Here is a 21,096-nt window from a genome sequence, read left to right on the forward strand (position 1 = left end):
GCGGCCGGCCGTGGGACGACGGCGGTCAGCTCCCGGCCCCGGCCGCCGACGCGGTCAACCCCTGCGTCAGGGCCTCCACGCCGAGCACGTTGCGCACGCCGGCGGAGGTGGCGGAGAAGGGGATGACCACGTACCGCTGCTGCCGGACCGCCGACAGGTTGCGCAGGGTGGTGTGACCGGCCAGGAAGGTCTTCTTCCGCGCGGCGGGATCCCAGCGCGCGTCGACCAGCACGATGACGTCGGGATCGCGCTCGGCGACGACCTCCCAACTGGTGTCGGCCCAGCGGCCGGTGACGTCGGCGAAGACGTTGGTCACCCCGGCCGCCGACATGATCATGTTCGGGGCGCCGCAGCACGCGCCGACGCTGGGGGCGTCGCTGCCGCCGTCCCACCACATCACCCGGGCGCTTGGCGCGGCGGCGGCGGCCGTCGTGATCCGGGCCCGGTGCTCGGCGACGAGGGCCTCGGCACGGTCGGTCACCCCGAAGATCGCGGCGATCTCCCGGATCTCGCCGAAGACGTCGTCGATCCGCAGCGTCGCGGGTCGGGTCTCCGCCGGGCAGCCCGCCGGTGAGAGGTACGTGCCGACGCCCAGGTGCTGCCAACTCTCGCGGTCGCCGACGCCCTCGGCACCGAACGCGCTGGCGAAGGAGGCGTAGACGAAGTCCGGCTCGACCTCGAGCAGCCTCTCCCGGGCCGGGTACTCCTCGGCCAGGACCGGGACCTGCGCGTACGCGGCGGCGTAGGCGGGCAGGATCTCGTCGTCCAGGTACGCCGTGCCGACCATCCGGTCCTGCAGGCCGAGGGCCAGCATGATCTCCGTGGCGGGCTGGTTCATCGTCACCACCCGGGCGGGCGGCTCCGGGATCGCGACCGGCGTGCCGCAGTTGGTCACGACCGCCCCGGCGGAATCCGAGCCGGCGGGGGCCTCCTGGTCGACGGCGCAGCCACCGAGCAGGACGACGAGAACGGACAGGGGCGCGGCAACGCGCCAGAGCATGGGGATCCGCACAGCGGGACCGCCTTCCAGCACCTCGTGGACGGGTCGAACGTGCCGTGGCCGGTCTCCTGGCTGACGGGTACCACACCGACGGCCGGCCTTCCCGAGCGTGAACGCTCAGTGACCTCCACGGAGGACAAGGGCCGTCGGCTTCCCGATCACAGTGGCGAGGGCCGCGCCGGTACCGCACCGGCTTCCCGAACACCACGGCGGCCACACCCTACCTCCCGCCCCACCTCCCCGGGAACGCCGCCGGCGGCTCAGGCGGCCGGGCGGGGCTCGCGGGTGCGGGGGTCACCGCCGTGCAGCACCTCCAGGGCGGCGAAGACGACGCCGAGCCCGGTGAGCAGGACGAGGGGCCAGACCGGGGGCAGCAGGAGGGTGAGTGGGGCCAGCGCGGCGACGACGAACGCGCCGAGCACCCGGTGCCAGCTCAGCACGTGCCACATCCGCCACCAGTACCACTGGTTGGCGGCCAGGTACAGCGCCACGCCCAGGTAGAGGGCGTAGTGCCCGTAGACGTTGACGGTCCGCCCCGGCACCAGGATCTGGCGCAGGCTGAAGGCGACCAGCATCACCCCGGCGACCATGGGCAGGTGCAGGTACGTGAAGGCGTCCCGGGCGAGCAGCGTCCGCGCCCGGCCGGTCCGGGCCTTCAGGGCCAGTCGCGCGGCGTCGATGGTGGTGAAGTACGCCCACCACAGCGTCCCGATGGCCAGCGCCCCCACCACGACGAGCGCCAGGACGGTGACCGAGACCGGCCGCCCGCTCGCGGCGAGGCCCACGGAGATGATGGCCTCGCCGAAGGCGATGAGCATGATGAGCGCGTACCGGTCGACCCAGTGCCGCACCGACTGCACCCGCCAGGTGTCGCCGCCCCACCAGTAGGCGCCGACGTACTGCACGAGCAGGGCCGCGACCCACAGCAGGGTGACGCCCAGGCTGCCGGAGACCACCACGGGCGTCGCCACCTCCAGGGCCATGATGCTCGCCAGGATCACGAGCGCGGCGCCGGAGGGCAGGACGACCCGGCGCGCGACGGAGCGCAGCACGGCGTTCGTGCGGGACACCTGCCAGAGCAGCACGCCCTGGATGGCCTGCCCGGCGACGTAACACACCACGATGAGCGAGGAGCCGTGCAGGCCACCCCGGTCGGGACCGAAGGCCTGGGGGATGGCGAACCCGAGCACGAGGATCGCCGTGGCGGTCCCGATGGTGCTGAACCGGACCAGGGCGGTCTCGGTGCGGACGATGTTGGCCAGCCAGGAGTACGAGATCCACGCCCACCAGAGCAGGGCGAGCAGGGTCAGGCCCCGGACGATGCCGAGCAGCGACGGGTGCCGGGTCATCAGCAGCGTCACCTGGATGAACGCGAAGACGAACACCAGGTCGACGAAGAGTTCCCGGGGAGAGACCCCACCGAGTCGGGCCGCCTCGGGCTCGACCAGGTGGTGCAGCGCCTCGTGCCGGCGGCGGAAGATCGTCCGGTCGGCGACCGCCATCGCGGCGACCCCGACGGCGAGCAACGCCAGCGCGCCCACGGCGGGGGCGCCGGCGGCCAGCGGAAACAGGGCCAGGAGCAGCCCGATGCCGGTCAGCGGGCTGCGGCCGATGAGCCGTGCCGTCCGCCACTCGAAGGCGACCAGCGCGAGCAGGTAGAGCAGCACCCCCCCGAAAAGGGTCAGGACGCTCGTGTCGTCCCAGAGGCGGTCGGCCTCCCCCACCGCGACGGCGACGGCGTGTTTCAGCCCGAGGGCGAAGATGATCAGACCGGCGATCATGGGCAGGTGCAGTCCGAGGTAGGCGTCGCGCGCCAGCCGGGTCCGGGCCGCGCCCCGGGTCCGCCACAGCCCGTGTTCGGCGAGCATCTTCGCCAGGTCGAAGTAGGTCCACCACAGCCCGGACACGATGATCATGCCCAGGGTGGCGGCGGCGGCAACGTCCCAGGTGACCGGCTTGTCCACGCCGACCCCCCGGCTCGCCCCGATCGAGATGATCGTCTCGCCGAGCGCCACCAGGATGATCACGGCATGCCGTTCGGCCAGGTGCCACGGCGACACGATCTGCCAGGTGCCCCGGCCGACCCCGGCGAAGATGACGAAGTCGACGCCGAGCGCGCCGGCGAACAGGACGACCCGGACGAGGTTCCCGTCGACCCGCTCGGGCAGGCTCGGTGGGAGCAGCGCGGCGACGAGCAGCATCGCCCCGGCCGCGAGGAAGGCCAGCCACACCAGCACGGTCCGCCGCCGGCCGGCCGCGCCGCCGCGCTGGTGGTAGGTGAGCACCGCCAGGACGCAGAACCGGATCAGGAGGTAGCCGCCGACCACCACGACCGGACCGGACAGGTTGCCGGGCACGTCGGCGAACGTCTCCGGTACGGCGACCCCGATCACCAGCACCGCGGTCGCCACCCCGGTCATCAGCAGCGGCATGCCGCCCCGGTCGGCGTGCAGGACGTTGCCGAGCCAGGCGCAGGACGTCCAGCAGTGCCACAGCAGCAGGATCACCAGGACCCCGCGGATCGTGCCGAGGACGCTCAGGTCGGCCGACATCAGCGTGGCCACCTTCAGGAAGGCGAACACGAAGAACAGGTCGACGAAGAGCTCCATCCAGCTCACGTCACCCTCGGCACCGGGGTCCCGGCCCACCGGCCGGACACCGCCGGCACTCGGATGCGGACGTGGGCCGTCGTCGGACACCTGTTCACTCTGGCAAGCACCACCGCCGGCCGCAGGCGGTTCGCCGGAGCGGAGGCGGCCGACCGGCGGCACCACACCCACGGGTACCGGGCTCCTCCCCGGTGGGGCGACCGGGCCGTGGTCGGCCCACCGGGTCGGGGCACCGGGCCCTCAGGCGGGCGGTGTCACGGGCGGGTCGACCCGATCGGCTCCCGGACCAGGGTCGCGTCGACGTAGCAGTAACGCCACTGCTCACCCGGCCACGGCGAACGTCCCGACGGGGTCGCCGACGACATCGACGCGTTGCTCCGCGAGAATCGCTGAGCACACCGCCGCACCCGGTCGGCGGTGCGCCCGGCGGGAGCGAGGAGCGCGCATGTCGAAGGTGTCCACGGGCCCGGCCGAGCCCGTCGTGCCGGTGTCGGCCGGGCCGCCGGCTCCGAGGTGGTCCGCGTGGCGGGTCGTGGTCGGCTTCGGGATGGTCAGCCTGGCCGCCGACATGGTCTACGAGGGCGCGCGGTCGATCACGGGGCCGCTGCTGGGCGCGCTGGGCGCCTCGGCCCTGGTCGTGGGCCTGGTGGCCGGTGCCGGGGAGGCCATGGCCCTGCTGCTGCGCCTGGCCTTCGGGCCGCTGGCCGACCGTACCGGCCGGTACTGGTCCCTGACGCTGGCCGGGTACGCGGTGACCGCCGTCTGTGTGCCGCTCCTCGCCGTGGCGCCCTTCCTCGGCGGCGCCGGCCTGCTGGTCGCCGCCGCGCTGATCCTGGCCGAGCGCGCCGGCAAGGCCGTGCGCAGCCCGGCCAAGTCGGCGTTGCTGGCCCAGGCCGCCGGAGCCGTCGGCCGGGGGCGCGGCTTCGCGGTGCACAAGGCCCTGGACCAGCTCGGCGCCTTCACCGGGCCGCTGCTGGTCGCGGCCGTCATCGCGGCCACCGGCCTGATCTGGCCGGCGCTGGCCGTCCTGGCGGTGCCGGGGGCGCTGGCCGTCGGGCTGCTGCTGTGGATCCGCCGGCGGGTGCCCCAGCCGGCCGTCTTCGACCGCGAAGCCCCGGCCCCCGCCGCCTCCGCCGGTCCCGCCACCGGCCCACCGTCGACCGCCGCGCGCCGCTGGATCGGTGCCGACCTGCCCCGTCGCTTCTTCCTGTTCGCCGCGGCGGCGGGAGCCGCCACCGCCGGGCTGGTGACCTTCGGGATCATCTCGTTCCACGCCACGCGGACCGGTGTGCTGGCCACCGCCGGGATCCCGCTGCTGTACGCCGCCGCGATGGCCGCCGCCGCCGTGGCCGCCCTGGCCAGCGGTCACCTGTACGACCGCTGGCACGCCCGGGTGCTGTTCGCCCTGCCCGTGCTGGGGGCCGCCGTGCCGGCCCTGGCGCTCTCCGGCAGCGTCGGCGCGATCGTGGTCGGCACCCTCCTGTGGGGTGCGGCGGTCGGGGTGCAGGACTCCACGGTCAAGGCCCTCGTGGCCGACCTCGTCCCGGCCGCCCGCCGCGCCACCGCCTACGGCGTCTTCGCCGCCGTCCAGGGCGTCGCGGCCCTGGCCGGCGGGGCTCTGGCGGGAGCGTTGTACAGCCGCTCGCTGCCCGCCCTGATCGCCGTCCTCGGCGCCACCCAGGTCCTCGCCCTGGGGCTGCTCGCCGCCAGCCTCGTGGCGCGCCGGGCACCCGCAGGGCGTTAGCGCCGGTGATCGTGGTCCCGGCCCGGGTCCGCCGGGCGGGTGGGGCGGGTTTCGGGCCCGGCCCACCCGGACGTGGTCAGCGTGGCACAGTGGGCAGCCGGCGCAGTGCGCGGAGCGCGAGCACGGCGAGCGGTACGCCGACCGCGAGGACGACGAGCACCTCGACGGACGCGATCGCGGTGAGGGTGCTGCGGTGGACCTGGCCGAGATGGTCGGGCAGGGTCGCGGTCCGGACGACGAACGCGGTCACCGCGAGCAGGAGGAGCGCCAGGGACCACGGCAGGGTGCGGGCCGGGTGACCGCGCCCCCGCACGGCCAGGTGGACCAGCATGGCGGCGGTGACCGTGGCGCAGGACAGGCCCGGCCAGTCCAGCACACTCAGCGCCGGCGTGGTCGCCTGAAGGGTGAACAGCGGCACGGCGAGGAGGATGCCGACCGGCAGCGCAAGCAGCCAGGGACGGCGCGGCACCGGTGGGGCACCGTGGTGGAAGGCCGACATGGCCAGCAGCAGGAGGACGTCGACGAGTCGCATCGCCCAGGGCGTCACCGACGGGGGTACGTCACCGGCGAACTGCTGCACGACGGTCGTGACGGCGGGCGGCACCACGGCGAGCAGGGCGACCGCCTGGGCCACGCGCCGGTGTCCGAGGACGAGCGCGAGGTAGGCCGGCAGCCAGGCGTAGCCGGCGAGGCCCCACACGGTGTGCCAGGTGTTCCGGGGCGGGGCGAGTACCCACTCGGCCGTGGGGGCGGGCAACCAGGCCATCTTCCCGGACAGCCACAGCGGTACGGCGATGCTGACGGTGACCGTGACGGCGTGGGTCAGCATCGCCATCAGGACCGACAGACGCACGGCCTGTCCCCACGCGAACGAACGGGGTGGCGCGTCGGGCCCACCGAGCCGTAACCGCACGGCGAGGGACAGGATGCTGGCGATCTCCGACAGGCCCGGCCGGCCATGCTCGGCGACGTACTCGGTGGTGTCGGGGTCGCCGGTTTCCATGCTGTCCAGGAAGGCGGTGACCATGTCGTCTTCCCACTCCTGCCGGTAGGCGGCGGGAAGCAGGCGGAGCAGCAGTCGGTAGCGCTTCTCCAGCCGGCTCACGACGACGTCCCCCCGATCGGGTCCGGGTGCCGGCGCAACCGGGTGGAGGCGATCCGCGCGTTGGCGGCCAGCCGTTGCGCCTCTGTGGCGAGGGCGTCGCGGCCCCGCTCGGTCAACCGGTAGTACCGGCGTAGTCGCCCTTGCCAGGCCTCCTCGCGATCCAGTTCGACCAGACCGTCACCGACGAGCCGGTCCAGGGCCCCGTACAGGGAGCCGATCTTCAGCTGCACCCGCCCCCGCGACAGCTCTGCCACCTCCGCCACGATGCCGTAGCCGTGGCGAGGCGCGTCGAGCAGCACGGTGAGGATGAAGAAGGCCGGTTCGGTCATCGCCCGAGCACTCATCCGTCCAATATAATGGAAGACAAGATATCGTGTTGGCTGGGATCCCAGTCGAGGGGTGTCGCGCTCGGGGCGCGACAGAGAGGTGTGACCATGGGTGACGGAGACGCGGCGGACGCCGCAGACCTGGGCGGACCGGACTTCGCTCCCCCGATACCGGCGGCGTGGAGCAGTGCCGTCGGCACCCCACCCGCTTACCGGCCGGCCATCGTCCTGGGCCCCGGCTACCACGGTCGCGTCACCCTGTCCCGGTCGCCACGGCAGGCCCGGTCCGAGCCGCAGCCGGCGACCCCGCCGCCACATGCGGGCAGCGCCCCTGCCGAGGTGCCCGGGACCGACGATTTGGCGGGCTGACCGACGATCCGGGCGCCCCGGCGGCCCGCATCGAGCCGATCGGCAACGCGCCTGTCGACGCGACAACCGACGCAGCGGGCGTGTCCTGCGGCCGGTCGCCCGGACACGGGCACCGGTCGGACGGACTCCGTGGACCTGACGGGGCATGGCACGATGACCGGTGTGCTCCGCCGAGTGGGACAGACGCTGATGGGGTCGGGATGACAGGACTGGCCGGTGGCCCGCCGGGGCTCGCCCCGCTGTGGGCGCACGATCCGCCCACCGCCGGTCCGTACCGCCTGCTCGGCCGGCTGGGCGCCGGCGGCCAGGGCGTGGTGTACCTCGGCGAGGACGAGCAGGGCGACCGGGTCGCGGTCAAGATGATCAACATCGACCTGCGGGACCCCCGGGCCCGGTCGCAGTTCATGAAGGAGATCGCCGCGGCCCGCCGGGTCGCCCCGTTCTGCACCGCGCAGGTGCTCTTCGCCGACGTGGACGGCGAGCGGCCGTACGTGGTCAGCGAGTTCATCGAGGGCCCCACCCTGTTCCGCCACGTCCGCGAGCAGGGCCCGGTGACCGGTAACGCGCTGCACCGGCTCGCCATCGGCACCGCCACCGCGCTCGCGGCGATCCACCGCTCGCACGTGGTGCACTGCGACCTGAAGCCGGACAACGTGGTCCTCGGCCGCGACGGCCCACGGGTGATCGACTTCGGCATCGCCCGCGCGGTGGGCGTCACCGAGACGGTGACCAGCCAGGTGGTGGGGACCACCGCGTACATGGCGCCGGAACGGTTCCGCAACGACGGCGTCGGCCCGGCCTGCGACGTCTTCGCGTGGGCCGCGACGATCGCCTTCGCCGCCGGCGGTCGGCCCCCGTTCGGCAACGACTCCCTGTTCGCGGTGATGCACCGGGTGGTGAACGAGCCGCCCGACCTGCCACCGCTCCCGCCCGACCTCGACGATCTCGTGCGTCAGTGCCTGGCCAAGGACCCGGCGGACCGGCCGGAGGCCGAGCACGTGCTGATGCGGCTGCTCGGGCAGGACGCCACGGCCGTCGGCCCGCACCGGCGGGAGGTCATGCTCGAGGTGGGGCACGAGACCGCCGGAGCGCCGACACCGGACCAGCCGTTGCCGATCCCCACGCCGACGATCCCGGTGCAGGCCCGTACCGGCGGGCAGGACGCCCCACCGGCGCCCGCCGCCGCGCAGGACCGGCCCGTCGCCACCGACGACGGCTGGGGGCGGCGGCTGCGCCGGGAGTCCACCGACGCCTGGGGCGTCTCGACGGCGATCTTCCTCGGGTCGGTCGGCGCCGCCGCCGGTTACGTCGCCTCGGGCCTGGTCGGTGACGCCGCCGCGGCCGGCGCGGCGACCTTCGTCGTGGTGTACCTGGTCCGGCTGCTGCTCGCCGTGGCGCTCGGCGGTCGCTCCCACCGGACCTAGCCGACGGTCCGTGGGACCGATCGACCGGGTGGCGGGCGACCGATAGGTTGACTGCCACCGGTCGACCACCAAGGAGGCTCCCGCATGGCCGCAACCCCGACGGGTCCGCGACGGTGGCTGCCGTACACGGCGGCCGTCAGCGCCGGGCTGGTGGTCATCGCCGGAGCGTTCGTCCTCGTCGAGCAGCGGGCGGCCGACACCGACCAGTCCCGGGCGTCCTGCACCGTGACCCTGGAGGTCAACTCCTCGACGGAGAAGGCGGAACTGCTGGTCGGGTTGGCCCAGCGGTACAGCGCCAGCGCCCGGCCGCTGCCCGGCGGCGGCTGCGCCACGGTCCACGTCAGCGCGTTGAACTCGGGCCGGGCGGCCGAGGCCCTGGCCACCGACTGGCGCGGCACCGGCCTGCCGCCGCCGCAGGTCTGGTTGCCGACGTCCAGCCTGTGGACCGGTCAGCTCCACCTGCTCGACCGGGCCGCCGGACGGACGCCGCAGACCCCGGACCGGTACCCGTCGATCGCGAACAGCCCGCTGGTGATCGCCATGCCGCAGCCCAAGGCCGACGTCGTCCGCCAGCGCGGGCCCCTGGGCTGGGGCGACCTGCTCGGCCTCTCCGGCCGCGAGGGCTGGAAGAGCTTCGGCAAGCCGGAGTGGGGGCGCTTCACCTTCGGCAAGGACAACCCCAACCTGTCCACCTCCGGGCTGGCCGCGACCATCGCGACCTACTACGCCGCCATCGAGCGCGCCAGCGACCTGACCCGCGCCGACCTGGCCAACCCGGCGGTGACCCAGTTCGTCCGGCGCATCGAGGCCAACGTGTCGCACTACAGCGACGACTCGGTGGACCTGCTGCGCGACCTCGCCGAGGTCGACCTGGCCGGCGGCACGAGCGACATGAGCGCCATCGTCCTGCAGGAGGAACTGGTCCACCTCTACAACGAGGGCGAGCTGAGCCCGAGGACGGACGGTCAGCAGGGCCGCCGGCCGACCGTGCCCCTGGTCGCCGTGCACCCGAAGGAGGGCACGTTCAACCTGGACCATCCGTTCGTGGTGCTCCCCTCCGCCGACGAGCGGCAGCGCGCGGCGGCGGCCGACTTCCTGGACTTCCTGACCGAGGACGCCCAGCAGGAGAGCTTCACCCGTCTCGGCTTCCGCGACCACGAGCACCGGGCCTCGGCGGAGCTGCTGGACAGCGTCGGCACCGAGCCGCCGGGCGGGCTCACCTACTTCTCCCCGCCGGAGCCGCAGGTGGTCGAGGCGATGTTGGACGGGTGGAGCACGCTGCGGAAGAAGGCCAACGTGCTGATCGCCCTCGACACGTCCGGGTCGATGGAGGCGGCGGTCGGTGACCGTACCCGGTTCCAGGTCGCCGCCACGGCGGCGGGCAAGGGCCTCGCGTTGCTCAACTCGGAGGACCGGGTCGGCCTCTGGTCGTTCTCGTCGGACGACCCGGGGCGGGCGCCGCGGCCGTACCGGGAGGAGGTCCGGCTCGGCGACTTCGACCAGAAACGGATCACCAGCCGCATCGAGGGGCTGCACGTGGAGGGGGGCACCGCCCTCTACACGACCGTCCGGGCCGCGCACCGGCACCTGGTCGACCGGTACGACCCCGAACGCATCAACGCCGTGGTCGTGCTGACCGACGGCAAGAACGAGTACAGCAAGGACAACGACCTGGCCCGGCTGCTCGCCGACGTCGAACTGGACCCGCAACGCCCGGTGAAGGTGTTCTGCATCGCCTTCGACCAGGACTCGGACTTCCCCACCCTCGACCGGATCGCCAAGGCGTCGGCGGGCAAGGCGTTCGACGCCACCGACCCCGCGACGATCGACGAGGCGTTCGTCAAGCTGGTCAGCAGTTTCTGACGGTGCCGCGCCACGACGGGCCGCCCCGGTCAGAGCTGGTCGGGGTGGTCAGGTGAGCAGGACGGCGCCCGCCGCGGCGAGACCGGCGAGCGCGGTGGTCGCCGCCAGGAGGGCGAGCAGCGCGGGGGCGGGGCGGGGCGGTCGTGGGGAGACGCCCACGGCGGCCGGCGGGCGGGCGGCGGACGCCCGGCGGGGCAGCACCCCGATCACCGCCACCAGGGCCCCGGCGGCGACCGGGGCGGTGACGGCCAGCGCGGCGTACCCGAGGTGGGGGGCCAGGATCCGGCCCGCCACGAGCGCGGCGAGCACGGCCGCGGCGGCGGTCCGGCGCCAGGCCAGGGTGGTCCGCTCGACGTGCAGGCCGGGTCGGCTCACCGCAGCAGTCCGGCGACGATCAGGGCGCCGACGGTCAGCAACCCGACGGCGAGCGGTACCGCCATGGTGGTCGGTGGCGGCAGTCCCCGGTCCAGGCGCAGCGCCCGTTCGGTGCGCAGCCAGCCGTACCAGGCGTGGGCCGGGGTGAGGGTGCCCAGGGCGATCAGAACGACGGCGGCGGCCAGCCGGAACCCGGGATGGATCGGGAGGTTCAAGCCCTCCAGCGCGATCCCGGCCGCGAAGAGCGCCAGCGAGGTGCGGATCCAGGCGAGGAAGGTGCGTTCGTTGGCGAGGCTGAACCGGGGGTCGGGGTCGGTGCCCTCGGCGAACAGGCGCTCGGGCCGGCGGACCGGGCCGGCGTCGTCCGGTTCCTCGGCTCCGGCGCTGCGGCGGCCACGACGCGGGACGGTCACAGGGACGTCACCCCCTTGGCGACGGCGAGCAGACTCCCGCCGAGGGCGAGCAGGAGCATGGCCCGACGGGCGTGGGCGTCGCTGACCCGGTGGACGAGGAACTGTCCGCCGGTGAGACCGGCGGCCATCGCCACGCCGCAGGCCGCGACGAGTGGCCAGGAGACCGCGGGGGTGCCCTTGACCACCACGGAGAGCGTGTTGCTGACCAGCCCGACGAGTTGCACGCTGGGCACGAAGGCGCGTTGCGGCCAGCCGGTGCTGGCCGCGTAGACGGCCAGCGGCGGCCCGCCGGTCGCGGCGGTGGTGTTGCAGAAGCCGGAGGCGATACCGGCGAGGACGGCGCCGCCCCGGCGGCGCAGCAGGGGCAGCGCCCGGCCGGTGACGACCCAGAGCACCGAGCCGGCGGTCAGCGTGCCGACGCCGATCAGCAGCGCCGGGGTGGGCAGGGTCCGGACCACCAGCGCGCCGACCGGTACGGCGAGCGCCGCACCGCCGACCAGCGCGACGGCCAGCCGGCGGTGCAGGTGCCGGAAGGTGCTGGCGAGCACGATCAGGCAGAGCACGATGGACAGGACGTTGGCGAGGGTGACGCCGGTACGCGGGCCGAGCAGCACCACCAGGAAGGGGGCCGCCACCAGGGCGAACCCCAGGCCGGTGAGGCGCTGCGCCGTGGCACCGAGCGCCACGGCGGCCACCGCGAGAACGTCGCCGACCGGCACGGTGTCAGCGGGTGACGGCGTCGTCGACGATGTCGGCGAGCCGGCGCAGCCGGTCGACGGAGACGGCGTCGAGGTCGGCCTCCAGGGTGGGGCTGCCGACCACCGACGCCCAGACGGCCCGACCGGCGAGGAAACCGGACGCGCCGCCCCGGCAGGCGGTCCGCACGGCCTGGCCGAACAGGTCGGCCGGGACACCGGAGGAGAGGACGACCCAGGGGCCGGTGATGGCCTCGGTGAGCCGTTCGCAACCGGCCAGGATCTCCGCCTCGGTCCCCTTGCCGTGGGTGGGGACCTCGGCCTTGTACAGGTCGGCGCCGAGCGAGCCGAGTTCCCGGGCGGCGGCGTGGATGCCGGCCTCGTGGTCGTACGCGCCGCCGTCGCGGGGGCCACGGCTGACCGGTTCGATGATGCTGACCAGGCCTTGCTCGCGGCAGCGCGCGATGAAGTCGGTGGCCAGCGCGATCCGGCCGTCGGGAGCCTCGTCCGGACGCCAGAGGACGAGCAGCTTGAGGGCCTTGGCGCCCTGCGCCCGGACGGTGGCGGGGTCGACCGTGGGGTCGATGGCGACGTCGGCGACGAATTCGGTGGCGCTGCCGGTGAAGGCGTCGGCGGCGGCGATGAGGGCGCAGCCGGGGTCGGTGACGCCGGCCTCGACGACGGCGTCCCAGCCGAACTGCTTGTCGACCAGGACGGCCGAGGCGTACGGGCTGAGCGTCCGGGTGGCGGCGACCTTGAAGTCGGTGAGCTGCTGGTCGGTGACGGGTGTCGACTGGTGGGCGGCGAACATGGCCCGCAGGGCCTCGCGTTGGTCGACGGCGAGCATGGCGTAGCCGCCGGAGGGGCGGGCGAGGGCGGAGGCGGGGAAGGTCGTCACGGGTCATCCTCCCGGAAACGGAACAACGGGTGACCGAAGCTAACATCCTTTGTTAGAAATCAACCAGATAGGTCGGGTGGTTTAGACTTTCCGCACATCCGCCGCACAGAGAGAGGTCCCCGGCGTGACCCTGGAGTCCCTGCGCTACGACGGCGCTCCGCAGCGCCGGACCCAGATCATGGCCGCCCTGCGGCGGTCGGGCTTCCTCTCGGTCACCGACCTCGCCGAGCAGCTCGGCGTCTCCCCCATGACGGTCCGCCGGGACCTGCGGAGACTGGCCGAGACCGGCGAGGCGATGCTGGTCCACGGTGGGGTCAGCCTGCCCCCGGACGGGCCCGCCGGCCCCACCTTCGCCCTGCGCGCCCAGGCCCACCCGGAGGCCAAACGGGCCGTCGGCCGGGCCGCTGCCGGCCTCGTCAGACCGGGTGACACGATCGGCGTGGACAGCGGTACGACCGCCGTCGCGGTGGCGCACGCCCTGCCCGACGAGTTCGACGGCTGCCTGGTCACCCACTCGGTCCCGGTGCTGGCGCACATGCTGGGCCGGCCGCGCGCCCGGGTCATCGGCATCGGCGGCGAGTTACTGCACGAGAACCAGGCGATGGTCGGCTTCGCCGCCCTCGACCTGCTGCAACGGATGCGGGTACGGATGCTCTTCCTGGGCGCCAGCGCGGTGGACGAGCGCGGCGTCTACGCCCGTTCCGAGGTCGAACTGACCGCCAAGCACGCGGTGATGGACATCGCCGACGAGATCGTCCTGGTCGTCGACGGCAGCAAGTTCACCGCCAGCGCCCCGGTACGGGTGTGCGCCTTCGACCGGATCGACACCCTGGTCACCGACGTCGACCTGCCACCGGCCGTCGCCGACGCCGCCCGTCGCAGCGGAACCCGGCTGGTCCGCGCCTGACCCCGCCCGGCGACGGTCGCCCGGCCGCACCCTGACCAGGCCGGTGCCCCGGCCCGGGCCGGGCTGAGGCCAGACCGGGTCCAGGGCCGGGCCGCAGGCAGGGGCGGGCCGGGCGACCGCCCGGGCTCGGGCCGCGAACCGGGGTCGGCGGCCGGGCGTCGACCCCGGCACCCGGTCCCCCGCCGGGCGTCGACCCCGGCCCGCAGTCCCCCGCCGGGCGTCGAACCCGCATCGACCTGCGGTTCCATCAGTCGTCCACCGGGGCCACCCCGACCCGGGGTGCCGCCGGCCCGATTCGTCACGCGGGACCCGCCGGTCTCGGACACGTGTTTGTTACAGGCTCTTGACGAGCACGACACTGGCGTTCAAGACTGCATGCAACTTCGCCAGGTTGTGAGAGAGGGAGCAGATGCGCCGGACGTCCGCAGCCGTCGGGAACACCGCCGCCGTGCCGCCTGCCCGGCCCGACTCCCCCAGCACCGCGACGGACGGCGTCGCCCCCGGCACCGCGACGGACGGCGTCGCGCCCACCCCCGTCGCGCTGCCGGACGCGCCGGTGACCGCCGTCCGCTGCCGGGTGCTGCGGGCCCGGCCGGCCGAGGACATCGCGATGTCCTTCGCCCCGCTGACCCACCGGGTGATGCTCCTGGTCGAGGTCGAACTCGCCGACGGCTCGGTCGGGGTCGGCGAGACCTGGGCCAACTACCCGTCCTGGGCCTGGCGGGAGCGGGTCGCCACGATCCGTGAGGGGGTCGCCCCGCTGCTGGTCGGCCGGCGGTTCGCCGACCCCGCCGAGGCGCACCACGCCCTGCTGCGCCGGCTGCGCCCGCTCGGCCGGCAGTGGGGCGCGCCCGGCCCGATCCACCAGGCGGTCAGCGGCGTCGACCTGGCCCTGTGGGACCTGGCCGCCCGGCACGCCGGTGTCGGCCTGACCCGGCTGCTCGCCGACCACCCCGACGTCCGCGCCGAACTGCCGGTGTACGGCTCCAGCCTCGGCCCGACCGGCGTCGCCGAGACCGCGCAGCGGTGCGCCGCCCTCGGCCTCACCGCGGTGAAGGTCAAGGTCGGCTTCGGCACCGAGACCGACCTGGCGAACGTACGGACCGCCCGGACGGTGCTCGGGGACGACGCGCAGATCTTCGCCGACGCCAACCAGGCGTGGTCGCTGGACGAGGCGCTGGCGGCCACCCCCGCCCTGGTCGACCTCGGGGTGGCCTGGCTGGAGGAGCCGCTCGCCGGTGACCACCCGGCGGAGCTGGCCGAGCTGGCCCGGCGGACCGGCATGCCCCTGGCCACCGGGGAGAACCTGTACGGCGCGGCGGCCTTCGCGCCGTACCTGCGCGGCGACGGGGTGCGGATCGTCCAACCGGACCTGAGCAAGGTCGGCGGGATCACCGAGTTCCTCGCCGTCCGCGCGGCGGCCGCCGCCACCGGGCACACCGTCAACCCGCACCTCTACAACGGCGCCGTGGCCACCGCCGCGACGGTCTGCGCCGCCGCCGCCACCCGGGCCACCCGGCTCGTCGAGTGGGACATCCGCTCCAACCCGCTGCGCGCCGCCGCCGACGCGCTGCTCACCGACCACGGCACCGTCCGGGTTCCCGCCCGCCCCGGCTTCGGCGTCGACCTCGACCCCGACCAGCTCGACCGCTACGAGGAGCAGATCCCGTGACCGACCCCATCGTCCCCCAGGTCCTCGCCGCCGCCACCGCCGTGCGGGTCGCCGGCCACGCCGGCGCGGGCGGCGCCCCGCTGGCCGTGCACGACCCGGCGACCGGGGCCGCCGTCACCGAGGTCGCCACCGGCGGTCCGGCGGAGGCCGCCGCCGCCCTCGCCGCCGCGAAGCGGGCCGCCGCCGGCTGGGCTGCCACCCCGGTCACCGACCGGGCCGCCGCGCTGCGGGCCGTCGCCGACACCGTCGAGCAGCTCGCCGGCGGGGACGAGTGGCCGGCCCTGATCACCCGGGAGACCGGCAAGCGCCTCGCCGAGGCCCGCGCCGAGCTGGGGCTCACCGTCGCGTACTTCCGGATCACCGCCGACCTGCTGGAGCGGCAGCGGACCGAGCGGTTCGACGTGGTGCCCGGCATCCGGCACGAGGTCGACGTCCGGCCGCTCGGGGTGGCCGCCGTGCTCACCCCGTGGAACTTCCCGGTCTCCATCCCGGCCCGCAAGATCGCCCCGGCGGTGGCGGCGGGCTGTCCGGTGCTGTTCAAGCCGTCCGAGCTCGCCCCGCTGTCGTCGATGGTGCTGGCCGACGTCTGTGCCCGGCACCTGCCCGCCGGGCTGCTCTCCACCGTGCTCGGCACCCCCGGGGACGTGGTGACCCCGTGGCTGACCGACCCGGCCGTCCGGGTCGTCTCGTTCACCGGCTCCACCCGGGTCGGGCGGCTCGTCGCCGCCCAGGCCGCGCCGCACTTCCTGCGGACGGTGCTGGAGCTGGGCGGCTGCGCGCCGTTCGTGGTGCTCCCCGACGCCGACCCGCAGGCGGCGGCCGAGACCCTGGTGGTGGCCAAGTACCGCAACAACGGCCAGTCCTGCATCGCCGCCAACCAGGTCTTCGTCGCCGCCGAGGTGGCCGGCGACTTCGTCGACGCGTTCGTCGCCGCCACCCGGGCGCTGCGCGTCGGTGACCCCACCGACCCCGCCACCGACCTGGGGCCGCTCGCCCCGGCCGGCGACCCGGCCCGGATGGCCGCGATCGTCGCCGACGCGGTCGACCGGGGCGCCCGGGCCGTCACCGCCGACGCGCCACTGCCCGCCGCCGGGCACTACGCCGCCCCCACCGTGCTGCTGGACGCCCCGGCCGGCAGCCGGGCGATGACCGAGGAGATCTTCGGACCGGTCGCCCCGGTACACGTCTACCGGGACCTCGCCGAGGTGCTCCGGCTGCACCACGCCACCGGGTACGGCCTGGCCGGGTACGTCTGCGGCACCGACCTCGACGCCGCCCGCGCCGTCGCCGGCCGGCTGCGCGCCGGGATCGTCGGGATCAACACCGGCACGCCGAACACGCCCTGGGTGCCCTTCGGCGGACTGGGCGAGTCCGGTCTCGGGTACGAGGGCGGCCGGCCCGGCCTGGAGACGTTCCAGAGCTTCGCCAGCGTGGCCGCCCGACCGGTCCAGGGCTGACGATGCGGCTGCTCATCGGACAGACCGGCGCGCCGACCGCCGTGGTCAACGCCAGCCTGCACGGCTTCCTGTCGGCCGCCGCCGGGCACGAGGTGCTGGCCCTGCGCGGCGGCCCCGACGGTCTGGTCGCCGGGTCCTTCACCCCGGTCACGCCGGCCGACGTGCCGGCGGCGGCGACCCGGCGGGGCGGCTCCTGGCTGGGCGCGGGCCGACGGGCGGTGACCGTCGACGACCTCGACGCGGCGCTGGACTCCCTCGACCGGCACGAGGTCGACGGGGTGTCGCTGATCGGCGGCAACGGCACGATGGCGCTGCTGCACGCGCTCGGCGAGCGCGCCGCCGCCCGGGGCCGGCCGCTGGTCACCGTCGGCATCCCGAAGACCGTCGACAACGACCTGGCCGGTGTCGACCACAGCCCCGGGTACGCCTCGGCGGCCCGGTACCTGACCCGGGTGGTGCCGGACCTGGCCCGCGACCACGCGGCGATGGCCGGGGTGGAGCCGGTCCGGATCGTGGAGACCCTGGGCCGCTCCGTCGGCTGGCTGGCGCTGGCCGCCACCTGGCACGCGGACGACCCGGCGCACGCGCCCCACCTGGTGCTGCTGCCGGAGGTGCCGTTCGACCGGACGGTCTTCCTCGACCGGGTCGCCGACGCGCTGGCCACCCACGGCCGGGCCTTCGTGGTGGTCAGCGAGGGGGCCGCGCCGGGGCTGACCGACGAGCCGTTCCACGCGGGCAACCACACCCGGATCCTGCTCGGCGGCGTGTCCCGGGTGCTGGCCGGCACGGTCGGCACCGAACTGGGCGTCGCCGCCCGGGGCGAGGTGCTCGGGATGACGCAGCGCAGTGCCGGCGCGCTCGCCTCCGAGGTCGACCGGCGCGAGGCCACCGAGGTCGGGCGGCAGGCCGCCCGGCTGCTGCTGGACCGCGCCGGCGGTGTCCTGGTCGGGCTGCACCGCCGGCCCGGCGATTCGTACGACGTCGGGTACGACCCGGTGCCCCTGGCCGACGTGGCCGGGCGGACCCGGACCGTACCCGAGCAGTGGCGCACCACCCACCCCACCGAGCTCGACGACTTCCACCGCTGGCTGGAACCCCTGCTCGGCTGAACCGAGAAACACGGAAGGGCAAGACCATGCGCAGATATCTCACCGCCGGGGTCGTCCTGGCCATGGCCGGCGGGCTGCTCGTCGGCTGCGGGGGCGGCGATGCGGGCGGGTCGTCCAACGAGATCAACCTCATCATGTCCAACCACCCCTGGCAGCGCGCGATCGAGCCGCTGATCGCCGACTTCGAGCAGGAGTCGGGCGTGACGGTCAGGGTGCAGACCTTCGCCGAGCAGCAGATGCGTGACAAGGTGCAGCTCAACCTCCAGTCGCGCAGCTCCGCCATGGACGTCTTCATGGCGCTGCCGTCGCGGGAGGGGCCGCAGTTCGCCAAGGCCAACTACTACGAGCCGCTGGACCCGTACGTCTCCGGGGCCGCCGACTACGACGCCGAGGACTTCCCCGAGGCGGTACGGGCCGGCATGGTCGTCGACGGTACGCAGATCGCCGCGCCGATCAACGTCGAGGCGGTGGTGCTCTACTACCGCAAGGACCTGTTCCAGGAGTACGGCCTGACCCCCCCGACCACCCTGGACGAGCTGACCAGCACCGCGGCGGCGATCAAGGAACGCTCCGGCGGTCGGGTCACCCCGATCGCGCTGCGTGGCCAGTCGGCGGCGCTGCCGTTCACCTTCGGCCCGTTCCTGCACTCCCGGGGTGTGGCGTGGACCAAGGAGGACGGGGTGACCCCCAACTTCGACGACCCGCGGGCCGTCGAGGCCATCGACCAGTACGCCACCCTGGCCCGCGAGTACGGCCCGGACGGGGTGGTCAACAACACCTTCACCCAGTCGTCGGCGCTGATGGCCGCCGGCAACGCGGCGATGATGCTGGAGTCGAGCAACGAGGTCAGCAGCATCGCCGACCCGAAGACCTCGAAGGTCGCCGACAACCTGGGCGTGGTCGCGTTCCCCGCCGGTGCGGCCGGGTCGCGGACCACGATCCTGTCCTGGGGCCTGGCGATCTCGTCGTTCTCCAAGAAGAAGGACGCCGCCTGGAAGTTCGTCGAGTGGGCGACCAGCGCGCAGACCCAGCAGAAGCTGACCGAGTCGGGTATCGCCCCGCCGCGCACGTCGGTGGCCGGCTCCGAGGCGTACACCGCCTCGCTCGGCACCGACCTGCTCACGGAGTGGAACGAGGTGCTGACCTCCGCGCAGACCACCGGCTCGACCGAGGTCGGCCCGGTCGGCGTGGCCGCACCGGAGATGCGCAAGATCATCGGTGACGCGGTCGGCCTGGTGATCCTGGACCGGGCGTCGCCCGCCGAGGCGGCCACGCAGATCCAGGACGGCCTCGCCCCGCAGTTGGCCAAGAACGAGGGGTGACGTCGTGGTCACCACAACACCGTCGGCCGTCTCCCGCTCCGCGCAGCCGGAGCGGGGGGCGCCGACCCCACCTCGGCGACGGCGCCGGCGTCGGGTCGACCCGACCGCGCGGGGCATCCTGCCGTTCGTCCTGCCGGCGCTGCTCGCCACCGCCGCCCTGGTCCTGGTACCGATCGTCTACACCCTCTGGCTGTCGATCAGCGACCGGCAGCCGGACGGCACCAACGCCGGCCTGCTCGGCCTGGGCAACTACCGGGAGATGCTCGCCAACCCCGAGTTCTGGAACGCGCTGCGGGTAACGATCTTCCTCTTCGTCGTCTGCCTCGTCGTCGAGACGGTGCTCGGCCTGGTGCTCGGGTACGTGATGAGCCTCGACGTGCCCGGCCGGCGGATCTTCCAGGGCATGATGCTGATCCCGGCGATCACGGCGAGCGTGGCGGTCGGCCTGCTCTGGCTGCTGATCATGGATCCGACGCTCGGCGCGGCCAACCAGATCCTCGGCGCGGTCGGCATCGACCCGGTGGTGTGGCTCGGCGACCCGGACATCGCCCCCTGGTCCATCGCGCTGGTCGACATCTGGCAGTGGACACCGTTCATGGCGCTGATCATCTCGGCCGGTATCCGGGCGCTGCCCGAGGAGCCGTTCGAGGCCGCCGCGATCGACGGGGCGAGCGCCTGGCGGACCGCCTGGAACATCGGCCTGCCGCTGCTGCGTCCGGTGCTGACCGTGGCGATCCTGCTGCGCACGGTCGACCTGGTCCGCTTCTTCGACACCATCTACATCATGACCCAGGGGGGTCCGGTGAACGCCACGAACACCCTCAACGTGTACGGCTACCGGGCCGCCTTCATCGACCAGGCCCCCAGCTACGCGGCGGCGCTGCAGATCACGCTGCTCGTCCTGGTCATCGGGATCGCCGGGCTGTTCACCTGGCTGCGCGGCCGGGAGGCGAAGTGAGTACCGTCGTCGGAACGGGTCCCGCCCAGCGCTCCCGCCGCCACAACCTCGGGGTGTACGCCGCGTACGCGGTCTTCACCGTGGTCTTCTTCGGCCCGGTGCTGTTCATGCTCTGGTCGTCGCTGCGGCGCAACGTCGACATCACCGGCTCGCTGTTCGCGGTGACCTCGGCGCTGACCCTGGAGAACTACACCGCCCTGTTCGAGCGGTTCGAGTTCGGCCGGTACATCGTCAACAGCCTCGTCGTGGCCGGCGGCTCGACACTGCTCGGCCTGCTGCTGGGGGTGCCCGCCGCGTACGTGGTGGTCCGGCGCAACCTGCCCGGCCTGGGCTTCCTGACGCTGCTGGCCCGGATGGCGCCCGGCGTGCTGTTCGTGCTGCCGCTGTTCATCCTGTCGGTACGCATCGACGCGCCGTCGAACACCGCGCTGAACTACGGGCTGCTGATCGTCGCGCACCTGATCATCACGATGCCACTCTGCATCTGGCTGTTGATCCCCTTCTTCGAGGAGATCCCGATCAGCATCGAGGAGTCGACGCTGATCGACGGCGCGAACGCCTGGCAGCGGTTCACCCGGATCGCCCTGCCGCTGGCCCTGCCGGGCCTGTCGGTGGCGTTGATGCTGAGCTTCGTCTTCTCGTGGAACTACTTCCTGTTCGCCCTCGCCCTGGCCACCACCGAGACGCTGCCGTTGACCGTCATCGCGTTCAACTTCATCGGCCAGGGCTCCAACGACTTCGGTGGCCTGATGGCCGCCAGCACGCTGATCTCGGCCCCCGCGCTGCTGCTCACCGTCTTCGCGCAGCGCTGGCTGGTCCGGGGCATCACCGGAGGTGCGGTCAAGTGACC

Annotated in this window: 18 protein-coding genes and 1 riboswitch; of the genes, 10 read left to right on the plus strand and 8 right to left on the minus strand. The window is 74.0% G+C overall.

The window, feature by feature from the left end; all coding sequences use genetic code 11:
• Positions 1–25: 25 nt before the first annotated feature.
• Both ACQUFX_RS10225 and ACQUFX_RS10230 read right to left on the minus strand, forming a co-directional pair.
• Complete coding sequence (locus ACQUFX_RS10225) at positions 26–1,000, minus strand: ABC transporter substrate-binding protein (RefSeq protein ID WP_428965762.1); 975 nt, start codon at positions 998–1,000, stop codon at positions 26–28.
• A gap of 41 nt (positions 1,001–1,041) precedes the next feature.
• Positions 1,042–1,224, minus strand: a riboswitch (cobalamin riboswitch).
• Between the two features lie 36 nt (positions 1,225–1,260).
• Entirely contained in the window at positions 1,261–3,609 is a 2,349-nt protein-coding gene (locus ACQUFX_RS10230) for a low temperature requirement protein A (protein ID WP_428966925.1), read from the minus strand.
• Between the two features lie 445 nt (positions 3,610–4,054).
• Between ACQUFX_RS10230 and ACQUFX_RS10235 the strand changes: the two genes are divergently transcribed.
• Positions 4,055–5,353: an MFS transporter gene (locus ACQUFX_RS10235; protein WP_428965763.1), complete on the plus strand. Its 1,299-nt coding sequence runs from the start codon at positions 4,055–4,057 to the stop codon at positions 5,351–5,353.
• A 76-nt stretch (positions 5,354–5,429) separates the two neighbouring features.
• Here the strand turns inward: ACQUFX_RS10235 and ACQUFX_RS10240 are convergent, their stop codons facing one another.
• Both ACQUFX_RS10240 and ACQUFX_RS10245 read right to left on the minus strand, forming a co-directional pair.
• Positions 5,430–6,458 (minus strand): hypothetical protein, encoded by a 1,029-nt coding sequence (locus tag ACQUFX_RS10240; RefSeq protein ID WP_428965764.1) that lies wholly within the window; start codon positions 6,456–6,458, stop codon positions 5,430–5,432.
• The gene (locus ACQUFX_RS10245; protein ID WP_428965765.1) at positions 6,455–6,802 is read right to left on the minus strand and encodes a PadR family transcriptional regulator; all 348 of its coding nucleotides are present in this window, start codon (positions 6,800–6,802) and stop codon (positions 6,455–6,457) included. Before ACQUFX_RS10245 ends, ACQUFX_RS10240 begins: the two co-directional genes overlap by 4 nt.
• Positions 6,803–7,353: 551 nt before the next feature.
• On the opposite strand from ACQUFX_RS10245, the gene ACQUFX_RS10250 reads away from it, so the two are divergent.
• A complete protein-coding gene (locus ACQUFX_RS10250; RefSeq protein WP_428965766.1) occupies positions 7,354–8,577 on the plus strand; it encodes a serine/threonine-protein kinase in 1,224 nt (407 codons plus the stop codon).
• 84 nt (positions 8,578–8,661) lie between these two features.
• Complete coding sequence (locus ACQUFX_RS10255) at positions 8,662–10,440, plus strand: vWA domain-containing protein (RefSeq protein ID WP_428965767.1); 1,779 nt, start codon at positions 8,662–8,664, stop codon at positions 10,438–10,440.
• Between the two features lie 48 nt (positions 10,441–10,488).
• Here ACQUFX_RS10255 and ACQUFX_RS10260 read toward each other — a convergent pair whose 3' ends face one another.
• Genes ACQUFX_RS10260 through ACQUFX_RS10275 form a run of 4 tightly spaced genes read right to left on the minus strand, consistent with a single transcriptional unit; the run spans position 10,489 to position 12,821 of the window.
• Positions 10,489–10,815: a DUF202 domain-containing protein gene (locus ACQUFX_RS10260; RefSeq protein ID WP_428965768.1), complete on the minus strand. Its 327-nt coding sequence runs from the start codon at positions 10,813–10,815 to the stop codon at positions 10,489–10,491.
• Positions 10,812–11,228, minus strand: coding sequence for a YidH family protein (locus ACQUFX_RS10265; protein WP_428965769.1), 417 nt, complete (start codon positions 11,226–11,228; stop codon positions 10,812–10,814). The genes ACQUFX_RS10260 and ACQUFX_RS10265 overlap by 4 nt, the downstream gene beginning before the upstream one ends.
• Complete coding sequence (locus ACQUFX_RS10270; RefSeq protein ID WP_428965770.1) at positions 11,225–11,947, minus strand: TSUP family transporter; 723 nt, start codon at positions 11,945–11,947, stop codon at positions 11,225–11,227. Before ACQUFX_RS10270 ends, ACQUFX_RS10265 begins: the two co-directional genes overlap by 4 nt.
• Positions 11,948–11,951: 4 nt before the next feature.
• A complete protein-coding gene (locus ACQUFX_RS10275; RefSeq protein WP_428965771.1) occupies positions 11,952–12,821 on the minus strand; it encodes a hypothetical protein in 870 nt (289 codons plus the stop codon).
• Positions 12,822–12,945: 124 nt separating this feature from the next.
• Here ACQUFX_RS10275 and ACQUFX_RS10280 point away from each other — a divergent pair, with 124 nt between their 5' ends.
• From ACQUFX_RS10280 to ACQUFX_RS10310, 7 genes are all read left to right on the plus strand, one after another.
• Positions 12,946–13,728 (plus strand): DeoR/GlpR family DNA-binding transcription regulator, encoded by a 783-nt coding sequence (locus ACQUFX_RS10280; protein ID WP_067361069.1) that lies wholly within the window; start codon positions 12,946–12,948, stop codon positions 13,726–13,728.
• A 409-nt stretch (positions 13,729–14,137) separates the two neighbouring features.
• The gene (locus ACQUFX_RS10285) at positions 14,138–15,400 is read left to right on the plus strand and encodes a mandelate racemase/muconate lactonizing enzyme family protein (RefSeq protein WP_428965772.1); all 1,263 of its coding nucleotides are present in this window, start codon (positions 14,138–14,140) and stop codon (positions 15,398–15,400) included.
• Positions 15,397–16,857: an aldehyde dehydrogenase family protein gene (locus ACQUFX_RS10290; protein ID WP_428965773.1), complete on the plus strand. Its 1,461-nt coding sequence runs from the start codon at positions 15,397–15,399 to the stop codon at positions 16,855–16,857. The genes ACQUFX_RS10285 and ACQUFX_RS10290 overlap by 4 nt, the downstream gene beginning before the upstream one ends.
• Before the next feature lie 2 nt (positions 16,858–16,859).
• Complete coding sequence (locus ACQUFX_RS10295) at positions 16,860–17,966, plus strand: 6-phosphofructokinase (protein WP_428965774.1); 1,107 nt, start codon at positions 16,860–16,862, stop codon at positions 17,964–17,966.
• A 26-nt stretch (positions 17,967–17,992) separates the two neighbouring features.
• Entirely contained in the window at positions 17,993–19,288 is a 1,296-nt protein-coding gene (locus ACQUFX_RS10300) for an ABC transporter substrate-binding protein (RefSeq protein ID WP_428965775.1), read from the plus strand.
• Between the two features lie 4 nt (positions 19,289–19,292).
• A complete protein-coding gene (locus ACQUFX_RS10305) occupies positions 19,293–20,246 on the plus strand; it encodes a carbohydrate ABC transporter permease (protein ID WP_428965776.1) in 954 nt (317 codons plus the stop codon).
• Complete coding sequence (locus ACQUFX_RS10310; protein ID WP_428965777.1) at positions 20,243–21,094, plus strand: carbohydrate ABC transporter permease; 852 nt, start codon at positions 20,243–20,245, stop codon at positions 21,092–21,094. The genes ACQUFX_RS10305 and ACQUFX_RS10310 overlap by 4 nt, the downstream gene beginning before the upstream one ends.
• The last annotated feature ends 2 nt before the right edge of the window (positions 21,095–21,096 follow it).

The organism is Micromonospora fluostatini (assembly GCF_050410825.1).
Taxonomy (GTDB): Bacteria; Actinomycetota; Actinomycetes; order Mycobacteriales; family Micromonosporaceae; genus Micromonospora; species Micromonospora rosaria.